We start from the raw sequence: 21,156 nt of genomic DNA, 5'->3' as shown, positions 1-21,156 counted from the left end.
TGAGCGCCGTCAGGACTTGAGACCGCGGTAGTACCGCAGCGCGCCGGGGTGCAGCGGCAGTGGCGCGGTTTCGATCCCGGGGTGCACGTCGATCGACAGCGCGGCCTGGTTCGCCTCGGCCAGCCGCTGCCGGGCGCCGAAGAGGCTGCGGACGAGCGCCTCGGCGACGTCGTCGGGCATCGACGCGGGCACCACCAGGAAGTTCGGCACCACCAGCGTGGTCACCGGGCCCGGCTGGGCGTAGACGCTCGCGGGGATCGTCGCGGTGCCGTAGACGGCGCTGCGCGCGTGCATCGGCGGCAGCAGGTCGTGGATGTCGAGCAGCCGGAGCCCGCTCGCGTGCGCGCGTTCCGCGATCGCCGGCGTGGGCAGCCCGCCGGACCAGAAGAACGCGTCGATGTCCTCGCGGGCCAGCGCGTCCAGGGAATCGGTGAGGCCGAGCTGCCGCACCTTCTTCGGGTCCAGACCGGCGACCTGGAGCAGCGCCGAGGCGATGAACGCGACACCGGACTCGGGGGACCCGACCGCGATCCGGCGGTCGTGCAGATCGGCCACCGACCTGATCGGCGAGTCGGCTCGGACCACGACGTGCAGGTAGTCGTCGTGGATACGGGCGAGCGCGCAGAGCTTGCCCGGGTTCTTGGCGGCGCGGTCCACGGCGACGTCGGCCGCGGCGAACGCGACGTCGGCCCGGCCGGTCAGTACCCGGTCGACGTTTTCCGGCGAGCCGCCGGTCTGCTGGATCTCGGGCCGGGCGACGGCGAGATCGTTCCCCCACGCGTTCGCCAGCGGCTGGGCGAGCTGGTCGTAGACACCGCCGGGGTTGCCCGCGGCCAGGCGCAGCCGCGGCAGCCCGCCGAAGTCCGGGCCGCAGCCCGCCAGCAGCGCGCAGCAGGCGAGTACGGCCGTCACCACCGCCGTCACCCCGCGCGCACGCCACCGCACCATCACGGGCCGATCGTGCCAGACAGCGTGGTGCGGGACACCCGCCCCCGGCCGGGGGAGCGAACGGGGGCTTCGCCAGGGTATGTCCACTCCCCCTCCGGGCCCACGCGTACTCTCGACGGTGAGATGAGCGCGCGTACCTACCAGATCCGTACCTTCGGCTGCCAGATGAACGTGCACGACTCGGAGCGGCTCGCCGGGCAGCTCGAGGAGGCCGGTTACCTGCCCGCGAGCGCCGACGGCGAGCCTGACCTGATCGTGTTCAACACCTGCGCGGTCCGGGAGAACGCGGACAACAAGCTCTACGGCACCCTCGGCCACCTCCGGCCGCGCAAGACCGCGAATCCGGACCTGCAGATCGCCGTCGGCGGCTGCCTCGCGCAGAAGGATCGCGGCGAGATCGTCGAGCGGGCCCCGTGGGTGGACGTCGTGTTCGGCACGCACAACATCGGCTCGCTGCCGGTGCTGCTGGAGCGCGCCCGGCACAACGCGAAGGCCGAGGTCGAGATCCTCGAGTCGCTGGAGACCTTCCCCTCCACGCTGCCCGCGCGCCGCGACTCCGCCTACTCGGGCTGGGTGTCGGTTTCCGTCGGCTGCAACAACACCTGCACCTTCTGCATCGTGCCCGCGTTGCGGGGCAAGGAACGCGACCGCCGTCCCGGCGAGGTGCTGGCCGAGGTCGGGGCACTGGTCGCCGAGGGCGTGCTGGAGGTGACGCTGCTCGGGCAGAACGTCAACTCCTACGGCGTCGAGTTCGGGGACCGGCTGGCGTTCGGCAAGCTGCTGCGTGCCTGCGGCGGGATCGACGGCCTGGAGCGGGTGCGGTTCACCTCGCCGCATCCGGCCGCGTTCACCGACGACGTCATCGACGCGATGGCCGAGACCCCGAACGTGTGCCACCAGCTGCACATGCCGCTGCAGTCCGGTTCGGACCGGGTGCTGCGCGAGATGAAGCGTTCCTACCGGTCGGCGCGGTACCTGAAGATCCTGGAGCGGGTGCGCGAGGCGATGCCGGACGCGGCCATCACCACCGACATCATCGTCGGCTTCCCCGGCGAGACCGAAGAGGACTTCCAGGCCACTTTGGACGTCGTGCGCGAGTCGCGGTTCTCCAGCGCGTTCACCTTCCAGTACTCGAAGCGGCCGGGTACGCCCGCCGCGACGATGGCGGACCAGCTGCCGAAGGCCGTCGTGCAGGAGCGCTACGACCGCCTCGTCGAACTGCAGAACGCGATCGCCTGGGAGGAGAACACCAAGCTGGTCGGCCGCACGGTCGAGTTGCTGGTGGCACAGGGCGAAGGGCGCAAGGACGCCGAGACGCACCGGATGAGCGGGCGGGCCCGCGACGGCAGGCTGGTGCACTTCACGCCGTCGGGTCCGGCGATCGACCGCGCGGTGCGGCCCGGCGACGTCGTGGAGGCCGTGGTCACCTACGGCGCGCCACACCACCTGGTCGCCGACGGTGACGTGCTGAGTCACCGGCGGACCAGGGCGGGGGACAACTCCGAGGCCGGGAACCGGCCGAAAACCAGCGGCGTGACGCTGGGACTGCCGGGCTTCGGCGCGCCGGCGGCCCTGCCCGCCGAGGCGAGCGGATGTGCGTTGTGATGACCGAACCGAACGGCGGGACCTCCGCCGAAATGAAGGACCTGGCCGCCGAGATCGACGAGGTCGGCGAGCGCGCGGCGCGGACGGTCGAGCTCGGTCGTCGCGGATTCACCATCTCGGTGTTCGTGTTCGTACTGCTGGTCGGCCAGATCCTGCCGTGGGTCGGCGGGGTCGCCGGCTGGGAGGTGCTGGTCGGGCGCGGCGGCGGTGTCCCGCAGCTGTTCGCCGCGACCTCGACCGGGATCGGGGTGTTCGCCTCCGCGCTCACCCTCGCCACCCGGCGCTGGTGGCTGACCTGGGTGTGCGCCGCGGGCGGCTGGTTCGCGTCGGTGGACGGGCTGCTGGCCATCTGGTCGCAGCAGTCCTCGCACGCCACCGGCGCGACCGGTGGGGGACCGGGGATCGGCATGATCGTCGCCTGGCTCGCGACGATCTGCCTCGCGGTGCAATGGATGCGTACCGCGTTCTCGCGTTCCTGACTTCGCGGGTCAGATCACCACGAGCGCGAACACACTGGAGTACGCGCTCGCGTAGATGGTCGTCTCGGGGTGGTAGACGCGCAGCGAGAGCGACGCGCTGACGGTGAAGCTCAGGCTCAGGCTGAAGCCGCCGTTCGGGCGGCACGACGAGGTCGCGATGTCGACCCACGCGCCCGCGCTGACCTGTTGCTGCACGATCAGCGGCTCGTCGCCGGTGACGGTGTCCCTCCCTGCCGGTGCCTCGACACTGAGCTTGCCGTTGAGCTTGACCTTTTCGCCCTTCTTGACCTTGGCCTTGTCGAGCTTGGCGTCGACCTTCACCTTGCCCTTGGCCAGTGTGGCCGAGGACGGGGCCGGTGCCGGGGCGGCGGTGGCGGTGGCGGTGGCCGGGGCGAGCCCGGCGACGAGGCAGCAGAGCACGAGGGCGGACAGCACACGCCCGGTGCGGGACAGCGACGGTCTGGTCATGATCACAGCAGACCACCGGCGGGGCGGACGAGCGTCGGGAACCGCACGGACGAGTCACCCGATGGCCCCCTTCGGGTGGTGTTTTCACCGTGCGATAACCCGGGACCAGCGGTTTACCCCGTCATTCTCTCGCGGGGTCGAGCGCCCCCATGAGGTTTTCTCATTAAGGGTGGTGTGCGCACGTTCCGGACGCGTCGTTCGGGACGGTGTCACGAATGCGACATTCGCGACACTGAACGTCGGCGATGCGACATTCGCGACATGGTCACAGTCGGAGCCCGCGTCCCGGGCGGTGCGTTGGGGACGGTAAGCGACGCTGGTGGCGTTTGGCGGGGCGAGCAGGGTGCTGAAGGACGCTTTCAGTGCGTTGACCGTGCTGAAGGACGCCTTCGGTGCGCTCAGTGCACCGAAGGCGTCCTTCAGCGCACCCCGACACCAACACGCCCGCCCCTACTGAGAAAACCCCAATGTGGCATTGGGTGCTCCGCCCTTGCCCCCACCGCCACCCTCAACGGAGACGCTCCGCGTCCGGCCCCGATTCCACGCACCGAACGCCACATTGGGGCGCATGACCACCGAGCAGCGTGGCCCCAGACGGGCAAAAGCCGTGAAGGCCTCCTTCACAGCGCTCAACGCTGTGAAGGAGGCCTTCACGGACCTTCGGCGAGTTACCGATCCGCGACGGCGGCTTCGGCGGCTTCCAGCCATTCGCGCCACTGCGCGGCCTGTTCGTCGGCCTTCTTGGCGCGGCGTTCGTCGCCGGCGGCGCGGGCCTTGGCCGCCTGGGATTCGAACTGTTCGACGCGCTCGCGGAACTGCGCGGCCCTGGCCTGTGCCTCCGGGTCGGTGCGGCGCCATTTGCTGTCCTCGGCGGACTTGACCGCGTCCTGGACGGCCTTGAGCCGCCCGTCCAGCTCGCGGATCCGCTCGCGCGGGACCTTGCCGATCTCGTCCCACTGCTCCTGGATCCGGCGCAGCGCGCTCTTGGCGGCGTCGAGGTTGGCCGACGCGTCGATCTTCTCGGCCTCGGCGAGCAGCTCCTCCTTGCGGGTGGCGTTCGTGGCGAATTCGGCGTCCCGCTCGGAGAACACCGCGGAGCGGCGCGCGAAGAACTTGTCCTGCGCGGCGCGGAACCGCTGCCACAGCGCCTCGTCGCTGTCCTTCGGCGCGCGGCCCGCGGCCTTCCACTCGGTCATGAGCTGCTTGTAGCGGCCCGCGGTCTCGCCCCAGTCCTCGGAGTCGGCGATCTCCTCGGCCTCGGCGATCAGCTCTTCCTTGCGGTTCTTGGCGCTGGCCCGCTGCTTGTCGAGCTCGGCGAAGTGCGAGCCCCGGCGCCGGTTGAACGACTCGCGGGCCTTGGAGAAGCGGCGCCACAGCTCGTCGTCGGTTTTGCGGTCGACGCCCTTGATGGTCTTCCACTCGTCGAGGATCGTCCGCAGCCGGTCCCCGGCGACCTTCCACTGGGTGGAGTCGGCGGCGATCTTCTCGGCCTCCTCGGCGAGCGTCTGCTTGCGCGCGACCGCGGCGGCGCGTGCCTCTTCGCGTTCCTGCTTCGCGCTGGCCAGTGCCTTTTCGGCGTGCTTGATGACGTAGTCGATCCGCGCGGCGAGCGCGGCCAGGTCGCCGACGACGGCGGCCTCGGCCAGCCCGTCCCGCAGCTGGACGGCGCTGGCGTGCGCGTGCTTCGGGTCGCCGGCGCCGGAGCCCAGCCGCGTCTCGAGCAGCTCGATCTCGGTGCGCACGTCGTCGAACCGCCGCGCGTAGTGGAGCAGGCCCTCGTCCGGGCTCCCGGCCTGCCAGACCCCGACCGCGCGCTCTCCCTCGGCCGTGACGACGTAAACGGTGCCCTCCTCGTCGACCCGGCCCCACTTGTCCGGAGTCGGCTCGGCGGGGGGCACCGGCGGGGCGGGATGACCGCCGCCGTGCGCGTGCGGCATCGGGTGGGGCGCCGGGGTACCGGTGGACGTGTTCTCCTGGGCCATCGCAGGCTCCTTATCGCCTGTACGCCCGCTCGCGCGGGCGCCCCGCCGTGCGGCGGGGCCGGGTAATGCGGTTACGCGGTCCGTGTGGGGCATCGGCCCCATGCGGGCATTCAAGCAGCTCAGCCTCGTTCGTGGTACTCGGCCGAACTGTCCGAAGGCAGTGATCCTACTTCCGAAGGACGCACTCTGTCGGCCCTTCCACACCGCACCGGTAACGTCGGCCAGCATGGTTGGCGCAGCGAACAGCTCCGTGGTTCACCCGGTGGCGGTGGTCGGCCCGACGGCGACCGGCAAGACCGCGCTGGCCGTCGAGCTGGCACTCGCCCTGGGCGGCGAGGTCGTCAACGCCGACGCCATGCAGCTCTACCGGGGGATGGACATCGGCACCGCGAAGGCGTCCGAAACGGAACGCCGCGGCGTCCCGCATCACCTGCTCGACGTGCTGGACGTGACCGAGACGGCGTCCGTCGCGGCCTATCAGCGCGACGCCCGGCGGGTGATCGAGGAACTCATGGCGGCGGGCCGGGTGCCCGTACTGGTGGGGGGCTCCGGTCTGTACGTCCAGGCCGTGCTCGACGACCTGCGCTTTCCCGGTACCGACCCGGCCGTGCGGGGGCGGCTGGACGCCGAGGCCGCCGAGCGCGGCACGGACACGCTGTACACGCGGCTGCGGGAGAAGGACCCGGTCGCCGCGGCCGCCATCCTGCCGACCAACACCCGCCGGATCGTGCGCGCGCTGGAGGTCATCGAGATCACCGGCGCCCCGTTCTCGGCGAACCTGCCGAAGCCCGGTCCCGCCCGCTACGGCGCCGTGCTGATCGGGGTCGACCGCGAGGCGGACGAACTGGACGGGCGTGTCGACGAGCGGGTGGAGCGGATGTTCGAGGCCGGGCTGGCCGACGAGGTCCGCGCGCTGCTGTACCGCGGGCTGCGCGCGGGGAAGACCGCGTCACGGGCGCTGGGCTACCAGCAGGTGATCGCCGCGCTCGACGGCGACGGGGACCTCGCCGGGGCCGCCGAGGCGACCGCGCGGGCGACCCGCCGGTTCGTGCGCAGGCAGCGGTCCTGGTTCCGGCGTGACGGGCGCATCGGCTGGTACGACGGCGCCGATCCGGGGCTGGCCGCGCGCGTGCTCGACGCGCTCGCCCAGTAACCTTGACCCCATGGGCGGCATCGAATTCCTCAAGGGACACGGCACGCAGAACGACTTCGTGCTGCTCCCCGACCCGGACGGCCGCCTGGAACTGACCGAGGCGAACGTCGCGGCGCTGTGCGACCGCCGTCGCGGGCTCGGCGCCGACGGCGTGCTCCGCGTCGTCCGGGCCGAGGCGCTGGGCGTGGAGTCCGGCGGCGAGTGGTTCATGGACTACCGCAACGCGGACGGGTCGATCGCCGAGATGTGCGGCAACGGCGTGCGGGTATTCGCGCGGTACCTGGTCGAGTCCGGCCTGGCCGCCGAGGGCGAGTTCGTCGTCGGCACCCGGGCGGGCGACCGGCCGGTGCTGGTGCGCCCGGACCGTTCCGTCACCGTCCACATGGGACCCGCGACGATCACCGGGACCTCGGTGACCGTGGTCGCGGGCCGTCCGTTCTCCGGCGTCGCCGTCGACGTCGGCAACCCGCACCTGGTGTCCGTGACCGAGGACGACGTCGCCGGGCTGGACCTGCGTGAGCAGCCCGACTTCGACCACGATGTCTTCCCCTCGGGCGTGAACCTGGAGTTCGTCAACCGGCTCGGCGAGGGCGCGCTGCGGATGCGCGTGCACGAGCGCGGCGTGGGGGAGACCCGCGCCTGCGGCACCGGCACGGTGGCCGCGGTGGCCGCCGCGCTGCACCTGGCCGGCGCCGACACCGGGTCCTCCACTGTGGACATCCCCGGCGGCCGCGTCGAGGTCACCGTGGAGCGAGGGAGCTCGACACTGAGCGGTCCCGCCGAGATCGTCGCGCGCGGCGAGCTCGACGCGGTCTGGTGGGCCGGTCTCGACGCTTGACCAAGCGCCCCAATGTGGCGTTCGGTGCGTCCAGCGCACCCAATGCCACATTGGGGCGTTCGACCCCGCTCAGTCCGGCCGCGACACCGTCACCTCGACGGCCAGCTCCGCGCCGTCCCGGGTGGCGACCTCGGCGATGACGCCTGCTGTCCGGATGTCGGGCTCGATCAGCCGGAACCGGCCGAGGTCCCCGGCGGGCCCGGCCACGGTCAGCAGCGCGACGCCGGACCGCATGGACACCCTGGCCTCCGTCTTCGCCCGGCGCACCGCGCCGATCACCCGGCCCGCGAGCGTCAGCAGCCCGGGCTCACCGGGCGTGGTGTCGGCGGACGGCCACGGCGCCCGGTGCACCGAACCCTCCCGCCACCACGACCACACCTCCTCGGTGGTGAACGGCAGGAACGGCGCGAACAGGCGCAGTACCACCGAAAGCGCGGTGGCCAGCGTGCTCCGCGCGGACCGCGCGCCCGCGTCGCCCCGGTCGCCGTAGGCGCGGCCCTTCACCAGCTCGACGTAGTCGTCGCAGAACGTCCAGAAGAACGTCTCGGTCACCTGGAGCGCCCGCGCGTGGTCGAGTTCGTCGAACGCGGCCGTCGCCGTGGTGACCACAGTGGACAGCTCGGCGAGCAGCGCGAGGTCCAGCGGCTCGGTGGCCCCGGCGGCTCCGTCGGCGACGCCGAACCCGAGCACGAACCGGCTGGCGTTGAGCAGCTTCGTGGCCAGCCGCCGCCCCACCTTCATCTGCCCCTCGTCCACCGCCGTGTCCACCCCGGGCCGCGCGCTCGCCGCCCAGTACCGGACCGCGTCCGCGCCGAACCGGGCGAGCAGGTCGGCCGGGGTGACCACGGTGCCGCGCGACTTCGACATCTTCTTGCGGTCGGGGTCGAGCACCCAGCCCGAGATCACCGCGGCGCGCCAGGGCAGCACGTCCTGCTCCAGCTCCGCGCGGACCGTCGTGGAGAACAGCCAGGTCCGGATGATCTCGTGCGCCTGCGGACGCAGGTCGTAGGGGAACACCCGGGTGAACAGGTCCTCGTCGAGGCTCCAGCGCCCGGCGATCTGCGGAGTCAGCGAGGAGGTCGCCCAGGTGTCCATGACGTCGGTCTCCCCGGCGAATCCGCCGGGGACGCCGCGCTGCCCCTCGGAGTACCCGGGCGGGACGTCGGTGCTCGGATCGACCGGCAGGGCGTCGTCGGCGGGCACCAGCACCTCGCCGCGCTCCCCGTGGTCGTCCAGCGCGTACCAGACCGGGATCGGCACGCCGAAGAACCGCTGACGGCTGAGCAGCCAGTCCCCGGTGAGTCCTTCGACCCAGCTTTCGTAGCGGATACGCATATGCTCGGGCACCCACCGCAGCTCCCGGCCGCGCGCGAGCAGCCGGGCCCGCAGATCCTCGTCGCGCGCGCCGTTGGTCAGGTACCACTGGCGGCTGGTGACGATCTCCAGCGGTTTGTCGCCCTTTTCGTAGAACTTGACCGCGTGCGTGACCGGGCGGGGTTCGCCTCGCAGCGCGCCGGCGTCGCGCAGCAGGCCGACGAGCACCTGCCGTCCGGTGTGGACGGTCAGCCCGGCGAGCGGCGCGTAGGTCTCCGGCGCGACACCGGGCGGGGCCTCGGCGAGGAAACGGCCGTCCCGCCCGAGCACCGGGCGCGTGTCCAGCCGCAGCGCGCGCCACCACGTGACGTCGGTGGTGTCGCCGAACGTGCACACCATCGCGAGCCCGCTGCCCTTCGCGGGATCCGCGAGGTGGTGTGCCAGCACGGGCACCTCGACGCCGAACACCGGTGTGCGCACGGTCTTCCCGAACAACGGGGCGAAACGCTCGTCCTCGGGATGCGCGACCACCGCGACGCACGCGGGCAGCAGTTCGGGCCGGGTCGTCGAGACGATCACCTCGGCACCGTCACCGTCGCGGAACACGAGGTCGTGGAACGCGCCGGGCCGTTCGCGGTCCTCCAGTTCGGCCTGCGCCACCGCGGTGCGGAACGTGACGTCCCACAGGGTCGGCGCCTCGGCCCGGTACGCCTCGCCGCGGGCCAGGTTGCGCAGGAAGGCGCGCTGCGAGACGACCCGGGTGTCGGCACCGATCGTCTGGTACGCCGTCGCCCAGTCCACCGAAAGCCCGATGCGGCGCCAGACGTCCTCGAACACCTTCTCGTCGCTCTCGGAAAGTTGCTGGCACAGCTCGACGAAGTTGCGCCGGGAACACGCGACCGCAGTCCTGCCGGGCCGCTCCGGCGGCCGGAAACCGGGGTCGTACGGCAGCGAAGGCTCGCACCGGACGCCGAAGTGGTTCTGCACGCGGCGTTCGGTCGGCAGGCCGTTGTCGTCCCAGCCGATCGGGTAGAACACCTCGCGCCCGCGCATCCGCTGGTGCCGCGCGACGACGTCGGTGTGCGTGTAGGAGAAGACGTGTCCGATGTGGAGGGACCCGCTCGCGGTCAGCGGCGGGGTGTCGATCGCGTAGACCTCGTCGCGGGTCTTCGTACGGTCGAAGCGGTGGATGCCCGAGGATTCCCATACCGGCGCCCATTTCCCCTCAAGACCGTCGACACCGACCTTGTCCGGGATGTGGGGGCTCTTCGCCGGGAACGTGGGATTCATGCGAAGACGGTAGCCGCGTCCCGGGCACCCCGCCTCCGAATTTCCGCCTCAGACGGCGATTTCTTCGGCGGGCTTCGGTAGTTCGCGCATCCGGCGCAGCGGGGAGCAGGCGACCCACAGGCCCGCGGCCGCCTCCCCGGCCACCGCGACCCACATCGTGCCCCGCAGTCCGATCAGCTCGCCCAGCGCGCCGCCGAGCAGCCCGCCGAGCGGCAGCGTGCCCCACACCACGAACCGGACGCTGGCGTTCATCCGGCCGAGCAACCGGTCCGGGCAGATGGCCTGCCGGTAGCTGACCTGGCAGACGTTGTAGACGATGAAGCCGAACCCGGCGATCACGAGCCCGGCCACGGCCAGCCCGATCCGCCAGCCGGGTGCGGTGAGCGGGATCAGCAGCTGCGCGGGCCAGGTGAGCAGCGGTACGAGCCAGATCGCCCGCATCTGCCCGAGCTTCCTGATCACCGCCCCGGAAAACAGCGCACCGAGGATGCCGCCGATCCCGCCCGCGGCGAGCAGCGTGCCGACCACACCGGGGGAAAGCCCGACGGTCCGGGTGAAGAAGACCACCTCGACCGCGGTGAAGACACCGCCGAAGAGGTTCGCGCTCGCGGTGCACGCCACACTGGCGCGCAGGGCCGCGTCGGTGAACACGAACCGCATGCCCTCGGCGATCTGGGGCAGCAGGCGCGGCCGCTCCGCGTGCTCCGGAAGTCTGTCCGGGGTGCGGATCCGCAGCAGGCACAGTACCGAGGAGAGGTAGCCGAGCCCGGTGAGCAGGACGGTGTTCGCCGCGCCCGCGAGCTGCACGAGCCAGCCCGCCACGCTCGGGCCCGCGACCTGCGCGACCGACTGCGTCGCCTGGAGCTTCGAGTTGCCCTCCACCAGGTGTTCGCGGCCGACCAGCGAGGGCAGATAGGACTGGTAGGCCACGTCGAAGAACACCGTCGCGATGCCGGTCAGCAGCACGACGACGAGCAGCTGGGCCAGCGTCAGCACCCCGGCCCACCAGGCGAGCGGGACGCTGAGCAGCAGTGCGGCCCTGATCAGGTCCGCGGTGAGCATCAGCCGCCGGCGGCGCAGCCGGTCCACCCACACCCCCGCGGGCAGGCCGATCACCAGGAACCCCAGCGTCTGGGCCGTGGTGAGCAGTCCCATCTGGAACGGGGACGCGGCCAGCGTCGTCGCCGCGAGCAGCGGCACGGCCGTCGTGCCGACGAAACTGCCGACCTGGCTCGCCGCGTCCCCGGCCCACAGCCTGCGGAAGTCCGGATGGAAGAAAAGTGAGTCCCCTCGCACCGCGCCAGTCTCCACCGAGTGATTGGAGAGTGTCAATCACTGAGGTCGCCGGGTGGTTCTCTAGGCTGGTCGCCGTGTCTGACAAGCGGCGGCGCGCGACCGAGGCCGAGGCGAACGCGCTCGCGTCCGGAATACGGCTGAGGATCATCCGGTTGACCTTCGCGGAGGCGTTGACCAACCAGGAGCTGGCGCGGCGGCTGGGCCGGGACCCGGCGACGACGCTGCACCACGTCCGCAAGCTGGTCGAAACCGGTTTCCTCGCGCCGCAGGAACCCCGGCGGGGTGCCCGCGGCGCCAAGGAGATCCCGTACCTGTCGACCGGGCTGTCCTGGCACCTGGACTCGCATGGCGACCACGCCATCGACCAGGCGATGCTCGAGGCGTACCTGGCCGAGATCGCCGACGTCGGCTTCGCGGACGTCAACCAGACGCGGCTGGTCGTCCAGGTGACACCCGAGCAGCGCGCCGAGCTGGAACGGCGCCTCCACGACCTGCTGGAGGAGTACCGGGTGCGGGCACCGGAGTCGGGTGCGCGAAGCACGGCCGTGTACCTCTCGACCTACCCCAGCGGCTGATTTCGTCGGCTAATCCGTTCGGCACTCGCGGGCAACCGTGGGACAATCGAGGCACGATGACAGAACAGACACACGCAGACCACAACGACACGGACTACTACGACACCGATTTTTCCGACGTGGATCCGTCCACCGGTGAGCTGGAACTCGAGGACCGCGCGTCCCTGCGCCGCGTGGCGGGGCTGTCCACCGAGCTCGACGACGTCACCGAGGTCGAATACCGCCAGCTGCGGCTCGAACGGGTCGTCCTGGTCGGCGTGTGGACCGAAGGCACCGCGGAGCAGTCCGAGGCCTCCCTCGCCGAACTGGCGCGGCTGGCCGAGACGGCCGGTTCCGAGGTGCTGGAGGGGCTCGTCCAGCGCCGCACCCGGCCCGACCCGGCGACCTACATCGGCTCCGGCAAGGTCCGCGAGCTGCGGGACATCGTCGGCTCCACCGGCGCGGACACCGTCATCTGCGACGGTGAGCTCTCGCCGGGCCAGCTGCGGCAGCTGGAGGAGAAGGTGCGGGTCAAGGTCATCGACCGGACCGCGCTGATCCTCGACATCTTCGCCCAGCACGCCCGCTCCAAGGAGGGCAAGGCCCAGGTCGAGCTGGCCCAGCTGCAGTACCTGATCCCGCGGCTGCGCGGGTGGGGTGCCTCGCTGTCCCGGCAGGCCGGTGGCCGTGCCGGCGGCGCGAACGGCGGCGTCGGCCTGCGCGGTCCCGGTGAGACCAAGCTGGAGACCGACCGCAGGCGGATCAACAAGCGCGTTTCCAAGCTGCGGCGCGAGATCGCCGCGATGGACACCATCCGCGAGACCAAGCGCGGCAGGCGGGTGGCCAACGAGGTGCCGAGCGTGGCGATCGTCGGCTACACCAACGCCGGGAAGTCGAGTCTGCTCAACGCACTGACCGGGGCGGGGGTGCTGGTCGAGGACGCGCTGTTCGCGACCCTGGACCCGACCACCCGCCGCAGCCAGACCGCGGACGGGCGCACCTTCACCCTGACCGACACCGTCGGGTTCGTGCGGCACCTCCCGCACCAGCTGGTGGACGCGTTCCGCTCGACGCTGGAGGAGGCCGCCGACGCCGATCTGCTGCTGCACGTCGTCGACGGCGCCGACCCCGCTCCCGAGGATCAGGTCAGTGCCGTGCGCGAGGTGCTCGCCGAGATCACCCGGCAGCGCAAGGAACCGCTGCCGCCGGAGCTGCTGGTGGTCAACAAGACGGACTCCGCCGACGAGGTCACCCTCGCCCGGCTGCGGCACGCCCTGCCGGGCTCGCTGCAGGTCTCCGCGCGTACCGGCGCCGGGATCGCCGAACTCGCGGCGGAACTCGCGGACCGGCTGCCCCGGCCGCAGGTGGTGATCGAGGCACTGGTGCCCTACACCCGCGGCGAGCTCGTCGCCCGCGCCCACGCCGACGGCGAGGTTCTGGAGGAGGAGCACGTCCAGGACGGCACCCGCCTGCGCGTCCGCGTCCACCCGGACCTGGCCGCGACGCTCCGGCAGTACGAAACCAACGTTTCGCACGTCTAGCGCGTCCTCCGTACTGTGCGGTCAAGGTGATCGCACAGTACGGAGGTGGCGGGTGCGGACAGTGGTGACGACCGCGGTGACGGTGCTGCTGCTGGGCACGGCGCTCACCGGGCCCGCCGCGGCGGAGCCGCCACCCGCGCCGGAAACCCTGTGCACCGTCACCGATCCGCGGGTCGACGAACTGTCCGGGCTGGTCTCCGACGGCGAACGGTGGTACGGCGTCAACGACGGCGGTGAGCGCGTCGAGGTGTTCGTGCTCGGCCGGGACTGCGCGGTCCGCGAGGTCCGCACCGAGGCTACCGACCCCTACGACGTCGAGGACCTCGCCCGCGCCGCGGACGGCACCCTGTGGCTGGCGGACACCGGTGACAACCGCGGCGTGCGCACGACCGTCGCGCTGCACGCGCTGAGCCCGCGCGGCACGGTCACGCTGCATCGGCTCACCTATCCCGACGGTCCGCACGACGCCGAGGCGCTGCTGCTCGACCGCTCCGGCACGCCGTACGTGATCACCAAGGACGTGCTCGGCGCCTCGAAGGTGTACCGGCCAACGGGGCCGCTCGCGAGCCCGGGGCCGACCCCGCTGGAGAAGGTGGGCTCGCTCGAGGTCAAGAGCACCGACACCCCGGGCGGGCCGGTCGGCGCGTTCGGGTCCGCGCTCATCACCGGCGCGGCGTCCACTGTGGACGGAACGGTGATCGCCCTGCGTACCTACACCGACGCCTACCTCTACGCCGCGCCGGACGGCGACGTCGCGGCCGCGCTGCGGCACGCGCCGGTGCGGATCCCGTTACCGGGGGAGAAGCAGGGGGAGGCGCTCGCCTTCGAACCCGACGGCACGCTGCTTTCCGGCGGTGAGGGGATCGGGCAGCCGATCCGGGCGGTGCGGGGCGCGGCCGCGCTGGCGGCGCGCGGCGCCGCCGCGGCCCCGGCGGCGGGGACCACCGGCAGTCCCGGCGGGGAAGCGAGCGGGGCCGGGCTCCCCGTCCTTCCCGCCGCCGGGATCGCGGTGGTGATCGTGCTGGCCGGCTGGCTCGGCGTCAGCGGCCTGCGCCGCCGACGCCGCTGACCAGCCCGCGAACCGGCGCGGATCCCGCTGCTGGGGGAGATGCAAGGGGGAGGCGCTCGTCTGAGGACTGGTCACCTGTTCCGCGAGCCGCTTTGCTGACCAGGCTCATACCCGGCTCGCGGGGGTCCGGGGCTTGCCCCGGGCGGGGTGTGGGGGTTGCACCCCCACAAGACACCTGAGCGGGGCTGGGGGTTCGCGCTTTCCGTGAACACACCTCACCCCACTCGCCCCGCTCAGAGCCGCCGCAGCACCGCGACCACCTTGCCCAGCACCGTGGCGTCGTCACCGGGGATCGGCTCGTACGCCTCGTTGTGCGGCATCAGCCAGATGTGCCCGCCCTTGCGCTTGAACGTCTTGACGGTGGCCTCGCCGTCGATCATCGCGGCCACGATCTCGCCGTTGTCGGCGGTCGGCTGCTGCCGGACCACCACCCAGTCCCCGTCGGTGATGGCCGCGTCGACCATCGAGTCGCCGGTGACCTTGAGCAGGAACAGCTCGCCCTCGCCGACGATCTCCCTCGGCAGCGGGAAGACGTCCTCGATGGCCTGCTCGGCGAGCACCGGGCCACCGGCGGCGATCCGGCCGACCAGCGGGACGTAGGCCGCCTTCGGCACGGACGGCTGCTGGTCCATGTCGATGCCCATCGGGTTGTCGTCGGTGGAGGCCAGCACCCCGACGGCCCTCGGCCGGTTCGCGTCCCGGCGCAGATATCCCTTGCGCTGCAGCGCGCGCAGCTGGTGCGACACCGAGGAGGTCGAGGTCAGCCCGACCGCTTCGCCGATCTCCCGCACGCTCGGCGGGTAGCCGAACTTGCTCACCCAGGTCCGGATCACGTCCAGCACCTGCTGCTGGCGCACGGTCAGCGCGTCGTCCACGTCGTAGACCTCGGGCAGGGGGCGGACCTTCGCCGTGTTCGCCCGTGAACCTCCCGTCTTGCCGTCCGTCGCCGCGTCCTTCTTTGCCACTGCGTCGCCTCCCAGACTTGCCCACGTCTCGGCCGGCGGCGCCCACGGTCGCGGGCGCGCTCACCGGCGGCACCTGCCCGGCAGATGCCCTGGTCACCGACGTTAGCCCGCGGCAGCGACGATTTCAAACATCTGTTCGACAGACACGCCGTGTCCCTCTCGATTTTGTCGGTGCGGGGTGGTAGACCTTCGCACGGGCGTTCGATAGAACGCCTGTTCGGTTCGAGCCGATAGCCGGTGCTCAGCGGCCTGGTTCGGGCCGGACGGCAGGTCGACGCAGGGTTTGAGGAGGTTCCGGGATGTCCATTCTGGCCGAACGCCGGGTTGAACGCCGGGTCGAGCAGAGGACGGTCCGGCCGGTCGAGGCGGGATCGCCGCCCGTGAGGGCGGTGCGGGTCCGGCGCGCGGAGGCGCTGCGCCCGCCGACGCGGGCGCGGGTGGTGGCGGGCAGGCGGGCGGTGCCGGTCGGCTGCGCGACACCCCGGCGCCGGGTGATCCGGTGGCCGTGGCTCGCCGCGCTCGCCGGGGCGAGTTGCCTCGCGATCACCGGATTGGGTCTTTTCGCGCACGGTGCGCCCGGCGCGGCGGTGCCCGCGCGGACCGCTGCGGTGTCGGTCGAACGGGGTGACACGCTGTCGAGTCTCGCCGAGCGTTTCGCGCCGTCGAGCGACACTGGCGCGGTTGTCGCGCGCATCAAGGAGCTCAATCGCCTGGACGACGCCGTGCTGGTTCCCGGACTGCCGCTCACGGTGCCGGTCGCCGACGGGGTGCCGGGCGCCGGGGTCGCCGCGCCGTGATCTGTCAAGCCTTTCCCGCCGTCGTGGGGGATTTCCCTGTTTCACCCGGTCGTGGCGGTTGCGGGCCTTCTTCGCGCGATCTAAGGTCGACCGCTATATGTAGTAGTTACACCGCTGTAGTTGGTCCACAGGTTGGGGTAGACTCGGTGCCAGTTGTCCACAGCTGGCCGGTGTTCACCCACCGGATGTCCACAAATTGATCACCAGGTACACCGGAACTCGGGTACCCGGTGCGCGAGGTTCCCGGGTGCGCGTGGCAGCCGGGAAGGACGTCGAACGGGGCGGCCGGCACGGAGGGGAAGGTGATCGGCGGATGAGGTGCCCGTTCTGCCGGCATGCGGACTCTCGGGTCGTCGACTCCCGAGAGGTGGATGAAGGCCAGGCCATCCGGCGGCGGCGCTCGTGCGCGCAGTGCGGCCGGCGGTTCACGACGTCGGAGACGATGGTGCTCGCCGTCGTCAAGCGGTCCGGCGTCACCGAGCAGTTCAGCAGGGACAAGGTGGTCCGGGGTGTCCGGCGTGCCTGCCAGGGCAGGCCGGTCGACGACGACGCGCTGCAACAGCTCGCGCAGCGGGTGGAGGAGTCGATCCGCTCGGCCGGGCTGGCGGAGATCCCGAGTCACGAGGTCGGCCTGGCGATATTGGGCCCGCTGCGGGAACTCGACGGGGTCGCCTATCTCCGGTTCGCCAGCGTCTACCGCTCCTTCTCGTCCGTCGAGGACTTCGAGAAGGAGATCGCGGATCTCCGTGAGGCCATCACCGCGGGTCGTGCTGCGCAGGACGAAAGCGATCAGCGCGGGCGGTGACCACACCGCCCCCGCGCGGGAGTGAGGGAACACCCATGACGGAGACCGTGGGAGCAGGCGCCGCCGCGGCGGGCGAGGGCAGTGAGAAGAAGGCACCGCGCGGGCTGACCGTGCGGCGGGTGTTCACCACCGAGGGCGTGCATCCCTACGACCAGGTCGGCTGGGAGCAGCGGGACGTCGTCATGACCAACTGGCGTGACGGCACCGTGAACTTCGAGCAGCGGGGCGTCGAGTTCCCGGAGTTCTGGTCGGTCAACGCCACCAACATCGTCACCAGCAAGTACTTCCGCGGCGCGGTCGGCACGCCACAGCGCGAGCAAAGCCTCAAGCAGCTCATCGACCGGGTAGTGCGTACCTACGTCGCGGCCGGGCGTGAGCACGGCTACTTCGCGACGCCCGCCGACCTCGAGATCTTCGAACACGAGCTGACCTGGATGTTGCTGCACCAGGTGTTCAGCTTCAACTCACCGGTGTGGTTCAACGTCGGCACGGCCTCCAAGCAACAGGTCAGCGCGTGCTTCATCCTCGCCGTCGACGACACCATGGAGTCGATCCTCAACTGGTACCGCGAGGAGGGCCTGATCTTCAAGGGCGGCTCCGGCGCCGGGCTCAACCTGTCCCGCATCCGCTCCTCCAAGGAACTGCTCACCTCCGGCGGCACCGCGTCCGGCCCGGTCTCGTTCATGCGCGGCGCCGACGCGTCCGCGGGCACCATCAAGTCCGGCGGCGCCACCCGGCGCGCGGCGAAGATGGTCGTCCTCGACGTCGACCACCCCGACATCGAAGAGTTCGTCCGGACGAAGGCGCGGGAAGAGGAGAAGATCAAGGTCCTCCGCGACGCCGGGTTCGACATGGACCTCTCCGGCGCGGACATCTCCTCGGTGCAGTACCAGAACGCCAACAACTCGGTGCGCGTGTCCGACGAGTTCATGCAGGCGGTGGAGACCGAGGGCCAGTTCGGCCTCCGTGCCCGGCTCACCGGCGAGGTGATCGAGCGGGTCGACGCGAAGAAACTCTTCCGCGGCATGGCCGAGGCGGCGTGGGAGTGCGCCGACCCCGGCCTGCAGTACGACGGCACGATCAACGACTGGCACACCTGCCCCGAATCCGGCCGCATCACCGCGTCCAATCCCTGCTTTCCCGGGGATCAGCGGGTGCTGACGGACTCCGGCCTGGTGCGGATCGGCGACCTCGTGCGCCGGGCATCGCTCGGCGAGTCCTTCGCGGTTTACACCAACGATGTCACCAACGAAGCCGATCCCCGTTCGCGAGTGCTCGCCACCCGGCCGACGCGGTACATGATCACCGGCACCAACGAGATCGTCGAGTTGCGGTTCAGTGATGGCTCACGGCTGCGCTGCACGCCGAACCACCGGGTCTGGACCGAAAACCAGGGCTGGGTGCGGGCCGAGCACCTGACCGATGCCGACCGTGTCGTACGTTCGCTCGAACACGCGCCACGACCGCATGCTTCGGCCGCGCTTCCCGCGCTGGCGGTCCAGTCGGCGACCCGCGCGCCGGGCAGGGTACTCGCCACAGTTCCGGAAAAGTGGAATGTCGAGCTGGCTCATTATCTTGGCTGGCTCGTCGGCGACGGATGTGTGACCAGGTCCGGCGCGGTTACCGTCTACGCTGGTGACTGGGAGCGGGAAACACTGCTGCCACGCCATCGGAAGCTGCTGGCCGACATCACCGGTGTGGAGTACAAGCCCAGCGTGCAGCCGAATGGAACCGTACAGCTGCGGGCGATGCGGACCCGTTTCGAATTCATGCTGCGCGCGCTGGGTGTTTCCGACGGAAAAGCCAAGGACAAGGTCGTCCCCGAGTCGATCTACGAGGCCCCCGAGGAAGCCGTCACAGCGTTCTTGCGCGGCTTGTTCGACGCGGACGGGTGTGTCGTCAACCAGGTACGTAAGGGTACCAGGTATGTCGGACTCGGCAGCCGCTCCGAGGAACTGCTGATCGGCGTCCAGGAAGTGCTGGCGAGCCTCGGTATTAAGGCGCGCATCTATCAGACGGGCACCAAGGTCGATTCGTTCGCCTATGTCGCGAAGGACAGCGCCGTACGTACGTACGGCAGTGACGGGCCGTGCTTCGATCTGCGGGTGAGTGGCCGTAATATCGAGCGCTTCGCGGAGCTGGTCGGGTTCGACCACGAGGACAAGGCGCTCAAGCTGGGCAGCCTCCTCGCCGAGCATCGGTTCTATGAGGTCGACGAGTCTGTGCGCCTGGTTTCCCGGGTGTCTCAGGGTTTCGAGACCACGTTCAATCTCACCGAGCCACGCAACCATTCCTATGTGGTGGGTGGAACCGTGGTGGCCAACTGCAGCGAATACATGCATCTGGACAATTCCAGCTGCAATCTCGCTTCGCTGAATCTGCTCAAGTTCGTCACCGGCGACGGAAACTTCGACGCGCCGCTGTTCGCTCGCGCCGTCGAATTCGTCATCACCGCGATGGACATCTCGATCTGTTTCGCGGATTTCCCGACTCCGGAAATCGGGGACACCACCCGCAAGTTCCGTCAGCTCGGGATCGGCTACGCCAACCTTGGCGCGTTGCTGATGGCGCTGGGGCACGCCTATGATTCCGAGGGTGGTCGCGCACTCGCGGCGTCGATCACCTCGCTGATGACCGGTGTTTCCTATCGGCGTTCGGCGGAACTGGCCGGAGTCGTCGGGGCGTACGAGGGTTACGCCCGCAATGCCGAGGCGCACCAGCGGGTCATGCGCAAGCACGCGGCCGCGAACGAGCTGGTCCGTACTTATCACGAAAACGACGTGGCGGTGCGTGCGCTCGCGACCGAGGAATGGAAGCGCGGCATCGAAATCGGCGCGATTAACGGTTGGCGAAACGCGCAGGCTAGTGTATTGGCGCCGACCGGAACTATTGGATTTATGATGGACTGCGACACCACCGGAATCGAGCCGGACTTCTCGCTGGTGAAGTTCAAGAAGCTCGTCGGCGGCGGGTCGATGCAGATCGTCAACCAGACCGTGCCGCGTGCGCTGACCGTGCTCGGGTACCAGGGCGAGCAGGTCGAGGCGATCGTGGAGTACGTCGCGCAGCACGGGCACGTCGTCGACGCGCCGGGGCTGCGGCCGGAGCACTACGAGGTCTTCGACTGCGCGGTCGGCGAGCGGTCGATCGCGCCGATGGGTCACGTCCGGATGATGGCCGCGGTGCAGCCGTTCCTGTCCGGCGCCATCTCCAAGACGGTCAACATGCCGGAGTCCGCGACCGTCGAAGAGGTCGAGGAGATCTACTTCCAGGGCTGGAAACTCGGTCTGAAGGCTCTCGCGATCTACCGTGACAACTGCAAGGTCGGCCAGCCGCTGTCCACCGGCAAGAAGGACAAGGCCGAGGCCGAGCCGGAGAAGGTGGTGGAGTACCGCCCGGTGCGCCGCCGCCTGCCGAAGAAGCGGCCGAGCCAGACGGTGTCGTTCACCGTCGGCGGCGCGGAGGGCTACCTGCACGCGGGCTCGTACCCGGACGACGGGCTCGGCGAGATCTTCGTCAAGCTCGGCAAGCAGGGGTCGACGCTGGCCGGGGTGATGGACGCGTTCTCGATGTCGATCTCGGTGGGCCTGCAGCACGGTATCCCGCTCGAGTTCTACGTTTCGAAGTTCTCCAACCTGCGTTTCGAGCCGGCGGGCATGACCGACGACCCGGACATCCGGATCGCCACCAGCGTGATGGACTACCTGTTCCGCCGCCTCGCGCTGGACTACCTGCCCTACGAGAAACGTTCGCAGCTGGGCATCTTCACCGCGGACGAGCGGTCGGCCCAGGTCGAGGCCAGCTATCCGGCGTCGGGCGAGAACGTCGATCTCGAAACCCTGCGGTCCACTGTGGACTCCTCACCCGTGCCGCGCCGGGACGAGTCCGAACAGCCGGAGGCGCACACCACCACCGAGCTGATGGAACTGCACCTCGGCAAGGCCGCGGACGCTCCGCTGTGCATGACCTGCGGCACGAAGATGCGGCCCGCCGGGTCCTGCTACGCCTGCGAAGGCTGCGGCGCCACCTCCGGCTGCAGCTGAGCCACGCGG

16 protein-coding genes are annotated in these 21,156 nt (G+C 70.6%); 10 read left to right on the top strand and 6 right to left on the bottom strand.

Annotation, left to right across the window (positions count from 1 at the left end; all coding sequences use genetic code 11):
• Positions 1-9: 9 nt before the first annotated feature.
• Entirely contained in the window at positions 10-948 is a 939-nt protein-coding gene (locus tag ABD987_RS06855; protein ID WP_345388298.1) for a TAXI family TRAP transporter solute-binding subunit, read from the bottom strand.
• Between the two features lie 123 nt (positions 949-1,071).
• Between ABD987_RS06855 and miaB the strand changes: the two genes are divergently transcribed.
• Both miaB and ABD987_RS06845 read left to right on the top strand, forming a co-directional pair.
• A complete protein-coding gene (gene miaB, locus ABD987_RS06850; RefSeq protein ID WP_345388157.1) occupies positions 1,072-2,553 on the top strand; it encodes a tRNA (N6-isopentenyl adenosine(37)-C2)-methylthiotransferase MiaB in 1,482 nt (493 codons plus the stop codon).
• Positions 2,553-3,032, top strand: coding sequence for an Rv2732c family membrane protein (locus tag ABD987_RS06845; protein WP_345388155.1), 480 nt, complete (start codon positions 2,553-2,555; stop codon positions 3,030-3,032). The genes miaB and ABD987_RS06845 overlap by 1 nt, the downstream gene beginning before the upstream one ends.
• Positions 3,033-3,041: 9 nt before the next feature.
• Here ABD987_RS06845 and ABD987_RS06840 read toward each other — a convergent pair whose 3' ends face one another.
• Positions 3,042-3,500: a hypothetical protein gene (locus tag ABD987_RS06840; protein WP_345388153.1), complete on the bottom strand. Its 459-nt coding sequence runs from the start codon at positions 3,498-3,500 to the stop codon at positions 3,042-3,044.
• Between the two features lie 668 nt (positions 3,501-4,168).
• Positions 4,169-5,482, bottom strand: coding sequence for a DUF349 domain-containing protein (locus ABD987_RS06835; RefSeq protein ID WP_345388151.1), 1,314 nt, complete (start codon positions 5,480-5,482; stop codon positions 4,169-4,171).
• A gap of 226 nt (positions 5,483-5,708) precedes the next feature.
• Between ABD987_RS06835 and miaA the strand changes: the two genes are divergently transcribed.
• Together miaA and dapF are read left to right on the top strand one after the other, a co-directional pair.
• Complete coding sequence (gene miaA / locus ABD987_RS06830; protein WP_345388149.1) at positions 5,709-6,635, top strand: tRNA (adenosine(37)-N6)-dimethylallyltransferase MiaA; 927 nt, start codon at positions 5,709-5,711, stop codon at positions 6,633-6,635.
• Between the two features lie 10 nt (positions 6,636-6,645).
• Positions 6,646-7,473, top strand: a complete 828-nt coding sequence (gene dapF, locus ABD987_RS06825) for a diaminopimelate epimerase (RefSeq protein ID WP_345388146.1) — start codon at positions 6,646-6,648, stop codon at positions 7,471-7,473.
• 69 nt (positions 7,474-7,542) lie between these two features.
• Here dapF and valS read toward each other — a convergent pair whose 3' ends face one another.
• Positions 7,543-10,077: a valine--tRNA ligase gene (valS, locus tag ABD987_RS06820; protein ID WP_345388144.1), complete on the bottom strand. Its 2,535-nt coding sequence runs from the start codon at positions 10,075-10,077 to the stop codon at positions 7,543-7,545.
• 48 nt (positions 10,078-10,125) lie between these two features.
• Positions 10,126-11,373 carry an MFS transporter gene (locus ABD987_RS06815; protein WP_345388142.1) on the bottom strand — a complete coding sequence of 416 codons (1,248 nt, stop codon included), beginning with the start codon at positions 11,371-11,373 and terminating at the stop codon, positions 10,126-10,128.
• A gap of 74 nt (positions 11,374-11,447) precedes the next feature.
• Between ABD987_RS06815 and ABD987_RS06810 the strand changes: the two genes are divergently transcribed.
• The 3 genes from ABD987_RS06810 to ABD987_RS06800 are packed head-to-tail and all read left to right on the top strand — an operon-like array spanning position 11,448 to position 14,537.
• Positions 11,448-11,948 carry an ArsR/SmtB family transcription factor gene (locus ABD987_RS06810; protein WP_345388140.1) on the top strand — a complete coding sequence of 167 codons (501 nt, stop codon included), beginning with the start codon at positions 11,448-11,450 and terminating at the stop codon, positions 11,946-11,948.
• Positions 11,949-12,004: 56 nt separating this feature from the next.
• Positions 12,005-13,468 carry a GTPase HflX gene (gene hflX / locus ABD987_RS06805; protein ID WP_345388138.1) on the top strand — a complete coding sequence of 488 codons (1,464 nt, stop codon included), beginning with the start codon at positions 12,005-12,007 and terminating at the stop codon, positions 13,466-13,468.
• Positions 13,469-13,520: 52 nt separating this feature from the next.
• The gene (locus ABD987_RS06800; RefSeq protein ID WP_378273071.1) at positions 13,521-14,537 is read left to right on the top strand and encodes a hypothetical protein; all 1,017 of its coding nucleotides are present in this window, start codon (positions 13,521-13,523) and stop codon (positions 14,535-14,537) included.
• 233 nt (positions 14,538-14,770) lie between these two features.
• On the opposite strand, the gene lexA is transcribed toward ABD987_RS06800, so the two are convergent.
• The gene (gene lexA, locus ABD987_RS06795) at positions 14,771-15,430 is read right to left on the bottom strand and encodes a transcriptional repressor LexA (RefSeq protein ID WP_345388294.1); all 660 of its coding nucleotides are present in this window, start codon (positions 15,428-15,430) and stop codon (positions 14,771-14,773) included.
• A gap of 371 nt (positions 15,431-15,801) precedes the next feature.
• Here lexA and ABD987_RS06790 point away from each other — a divergent pair, with 371 nt between their 5' ends.
• The 3 genes from ABD987_RS06790 to ABD987_RS06780 all read left to right on the top strand — a co-directional run bounded on the left by ABD987_RS06790 (position 15,802) and on the right by ABD987_RS06780 (position 21,147).
• Entirely contained in the window at positions 15,802-16,299 is a 498-nt protein-coding gene (locus ABD987_RS06790; protein WP_345388136.1) for a LysM peptidoglycan-binding domain-containing protein, read from the top strand.
• Between the two features lie 313 nt (positions 16,300-16,612).
• Complete coding sequence (gene nrdR, locus ABD987_RS06785) at positions 16,613-17,104, top strand: transcriptional regulator NrdR (protein ID WP_345388134.1); 492 nt, start codon at positions 16,613-16,615, stop codon at positions 17,102-17,104.
• A 35-nt stretch (positions 17,105-17,139) separates the two neighbouring features.
• A complete protein-coding gene (locus ABD987_RS06780; RefSeq protein WP_345388132.1) occupies positions 17,140-21,147 on the top strand; it encodes a vitamin B12-dependent ribonucleotide reductase in 4,008 nt (1,335 codons plus the stop codon).
• Positions 21,148-21,156: the final 9 nt, after the last annotated feature.

Origin of the sequence: Amycolatopsis samaneae (genome assembly GCF_039541975.1) — a bacterium.
Classification (GTDB): domain Bacteria; phylum Actinomycetota; class Actinomycetes; order Mycobacteriales; family Pseudonocardiaceae; genus Amycolatopsis; species Amycolatopsis samaneae.
The sequence above is the reverse complement of the archived record's forward strand: the minus strand, read 5'-3'. Positions and strand labels throughout refer to the sequence as shown.

What these genes read in the sequence shown, in the direction of transcription:
- dapF (WP_345388146.1), top strand. Translation starts at nt 6,646, where the DNA reads ATGGGCGGCATCGAATTCCTCAAGGGACACGGCACGCAGAACGACTTC.
- miaA (WP_345388149.1), top strand. Translation starts at nt 5,709, where the DNA reads ATGGTTGGCGCAGCGAACAGCTCCGTGGTTCACCCGGTGGCGGTGGTC.
- nrdR (WP_345388134.1), top strand. Translation starts at nt 16,613, where the DNA reads ATGAGGTGCCCGTTCTGCCGGCATGCGGACTCTCGGGTCGTCGACTCC.
- ABD987_RS06835 (WP_345388151.1), bottom strand. Translation starts at nt 5,482, where the DNA reads ATGGCCCAGGAGAACACGTCCACCGGTACCCCGGCGCCCCACCCGATG.
- ABD987_RS06855 (WP_345388298.1), bottom strand. Translation starts at nt 948, where the DNA reads ATGGTGCGGTGGCGTGCGCGCGGGGTGACGGCGGTGGTGACGGCCGTA.
- miaB (WP_345388157.1), top strand. Translation starts at nt 1,072, where the DNA reads ATGAGCGCGCGTACCTACCAGATCCGTACCTTCGGCTGCCAGATGAAC.
- ABD987_RS06840 (WP_345388153.1), bottom strand. Translation starts at nt 3,500, where the DNA reads ATGACCAGACCGTCGCTGTCCCGCACCGGGCGTGTGCTGTCCGCCCTC.
- ABD987_RS06780 (WP_345388132.1), top strand. Translation starts at nt 17,140, where the DNA reads ATGACGGAGACCGTGGGAGCAGGCGCCGCCGCGGCGGGCGAGGGCAGT.
- hflX (WP_345388138.1), top strand. Translation starts at nt 12,005, where the DNA reads ATGACAGAACAGACACACGCAGACCACAACGACACGGACTACTACGAC.
- ABD987_RS06790 (WP_345388136.1), top strand. Translation starts at nt 15,802, where the DNA reads ATGTCCATTCTGGCCGAACGCCGGGTTGAACGCCGGGTCGAGCAGAGG.
- ABD987_RS06845 (WP_345388155.1), top strand. Translation starts at nt 2,553, where the DNA reads ATGACCGAACCGAACGGCGGGACCTCCGCCGAAATGAAGGACCTGGCC.
- valS (WP_345388144.1), bottom strand. Translation starts at nt 10,077, where the DNA reads ATGAATCCCACGTTCCCGGCGAAGAGCCCCCACATCCCGGACAAGGTC.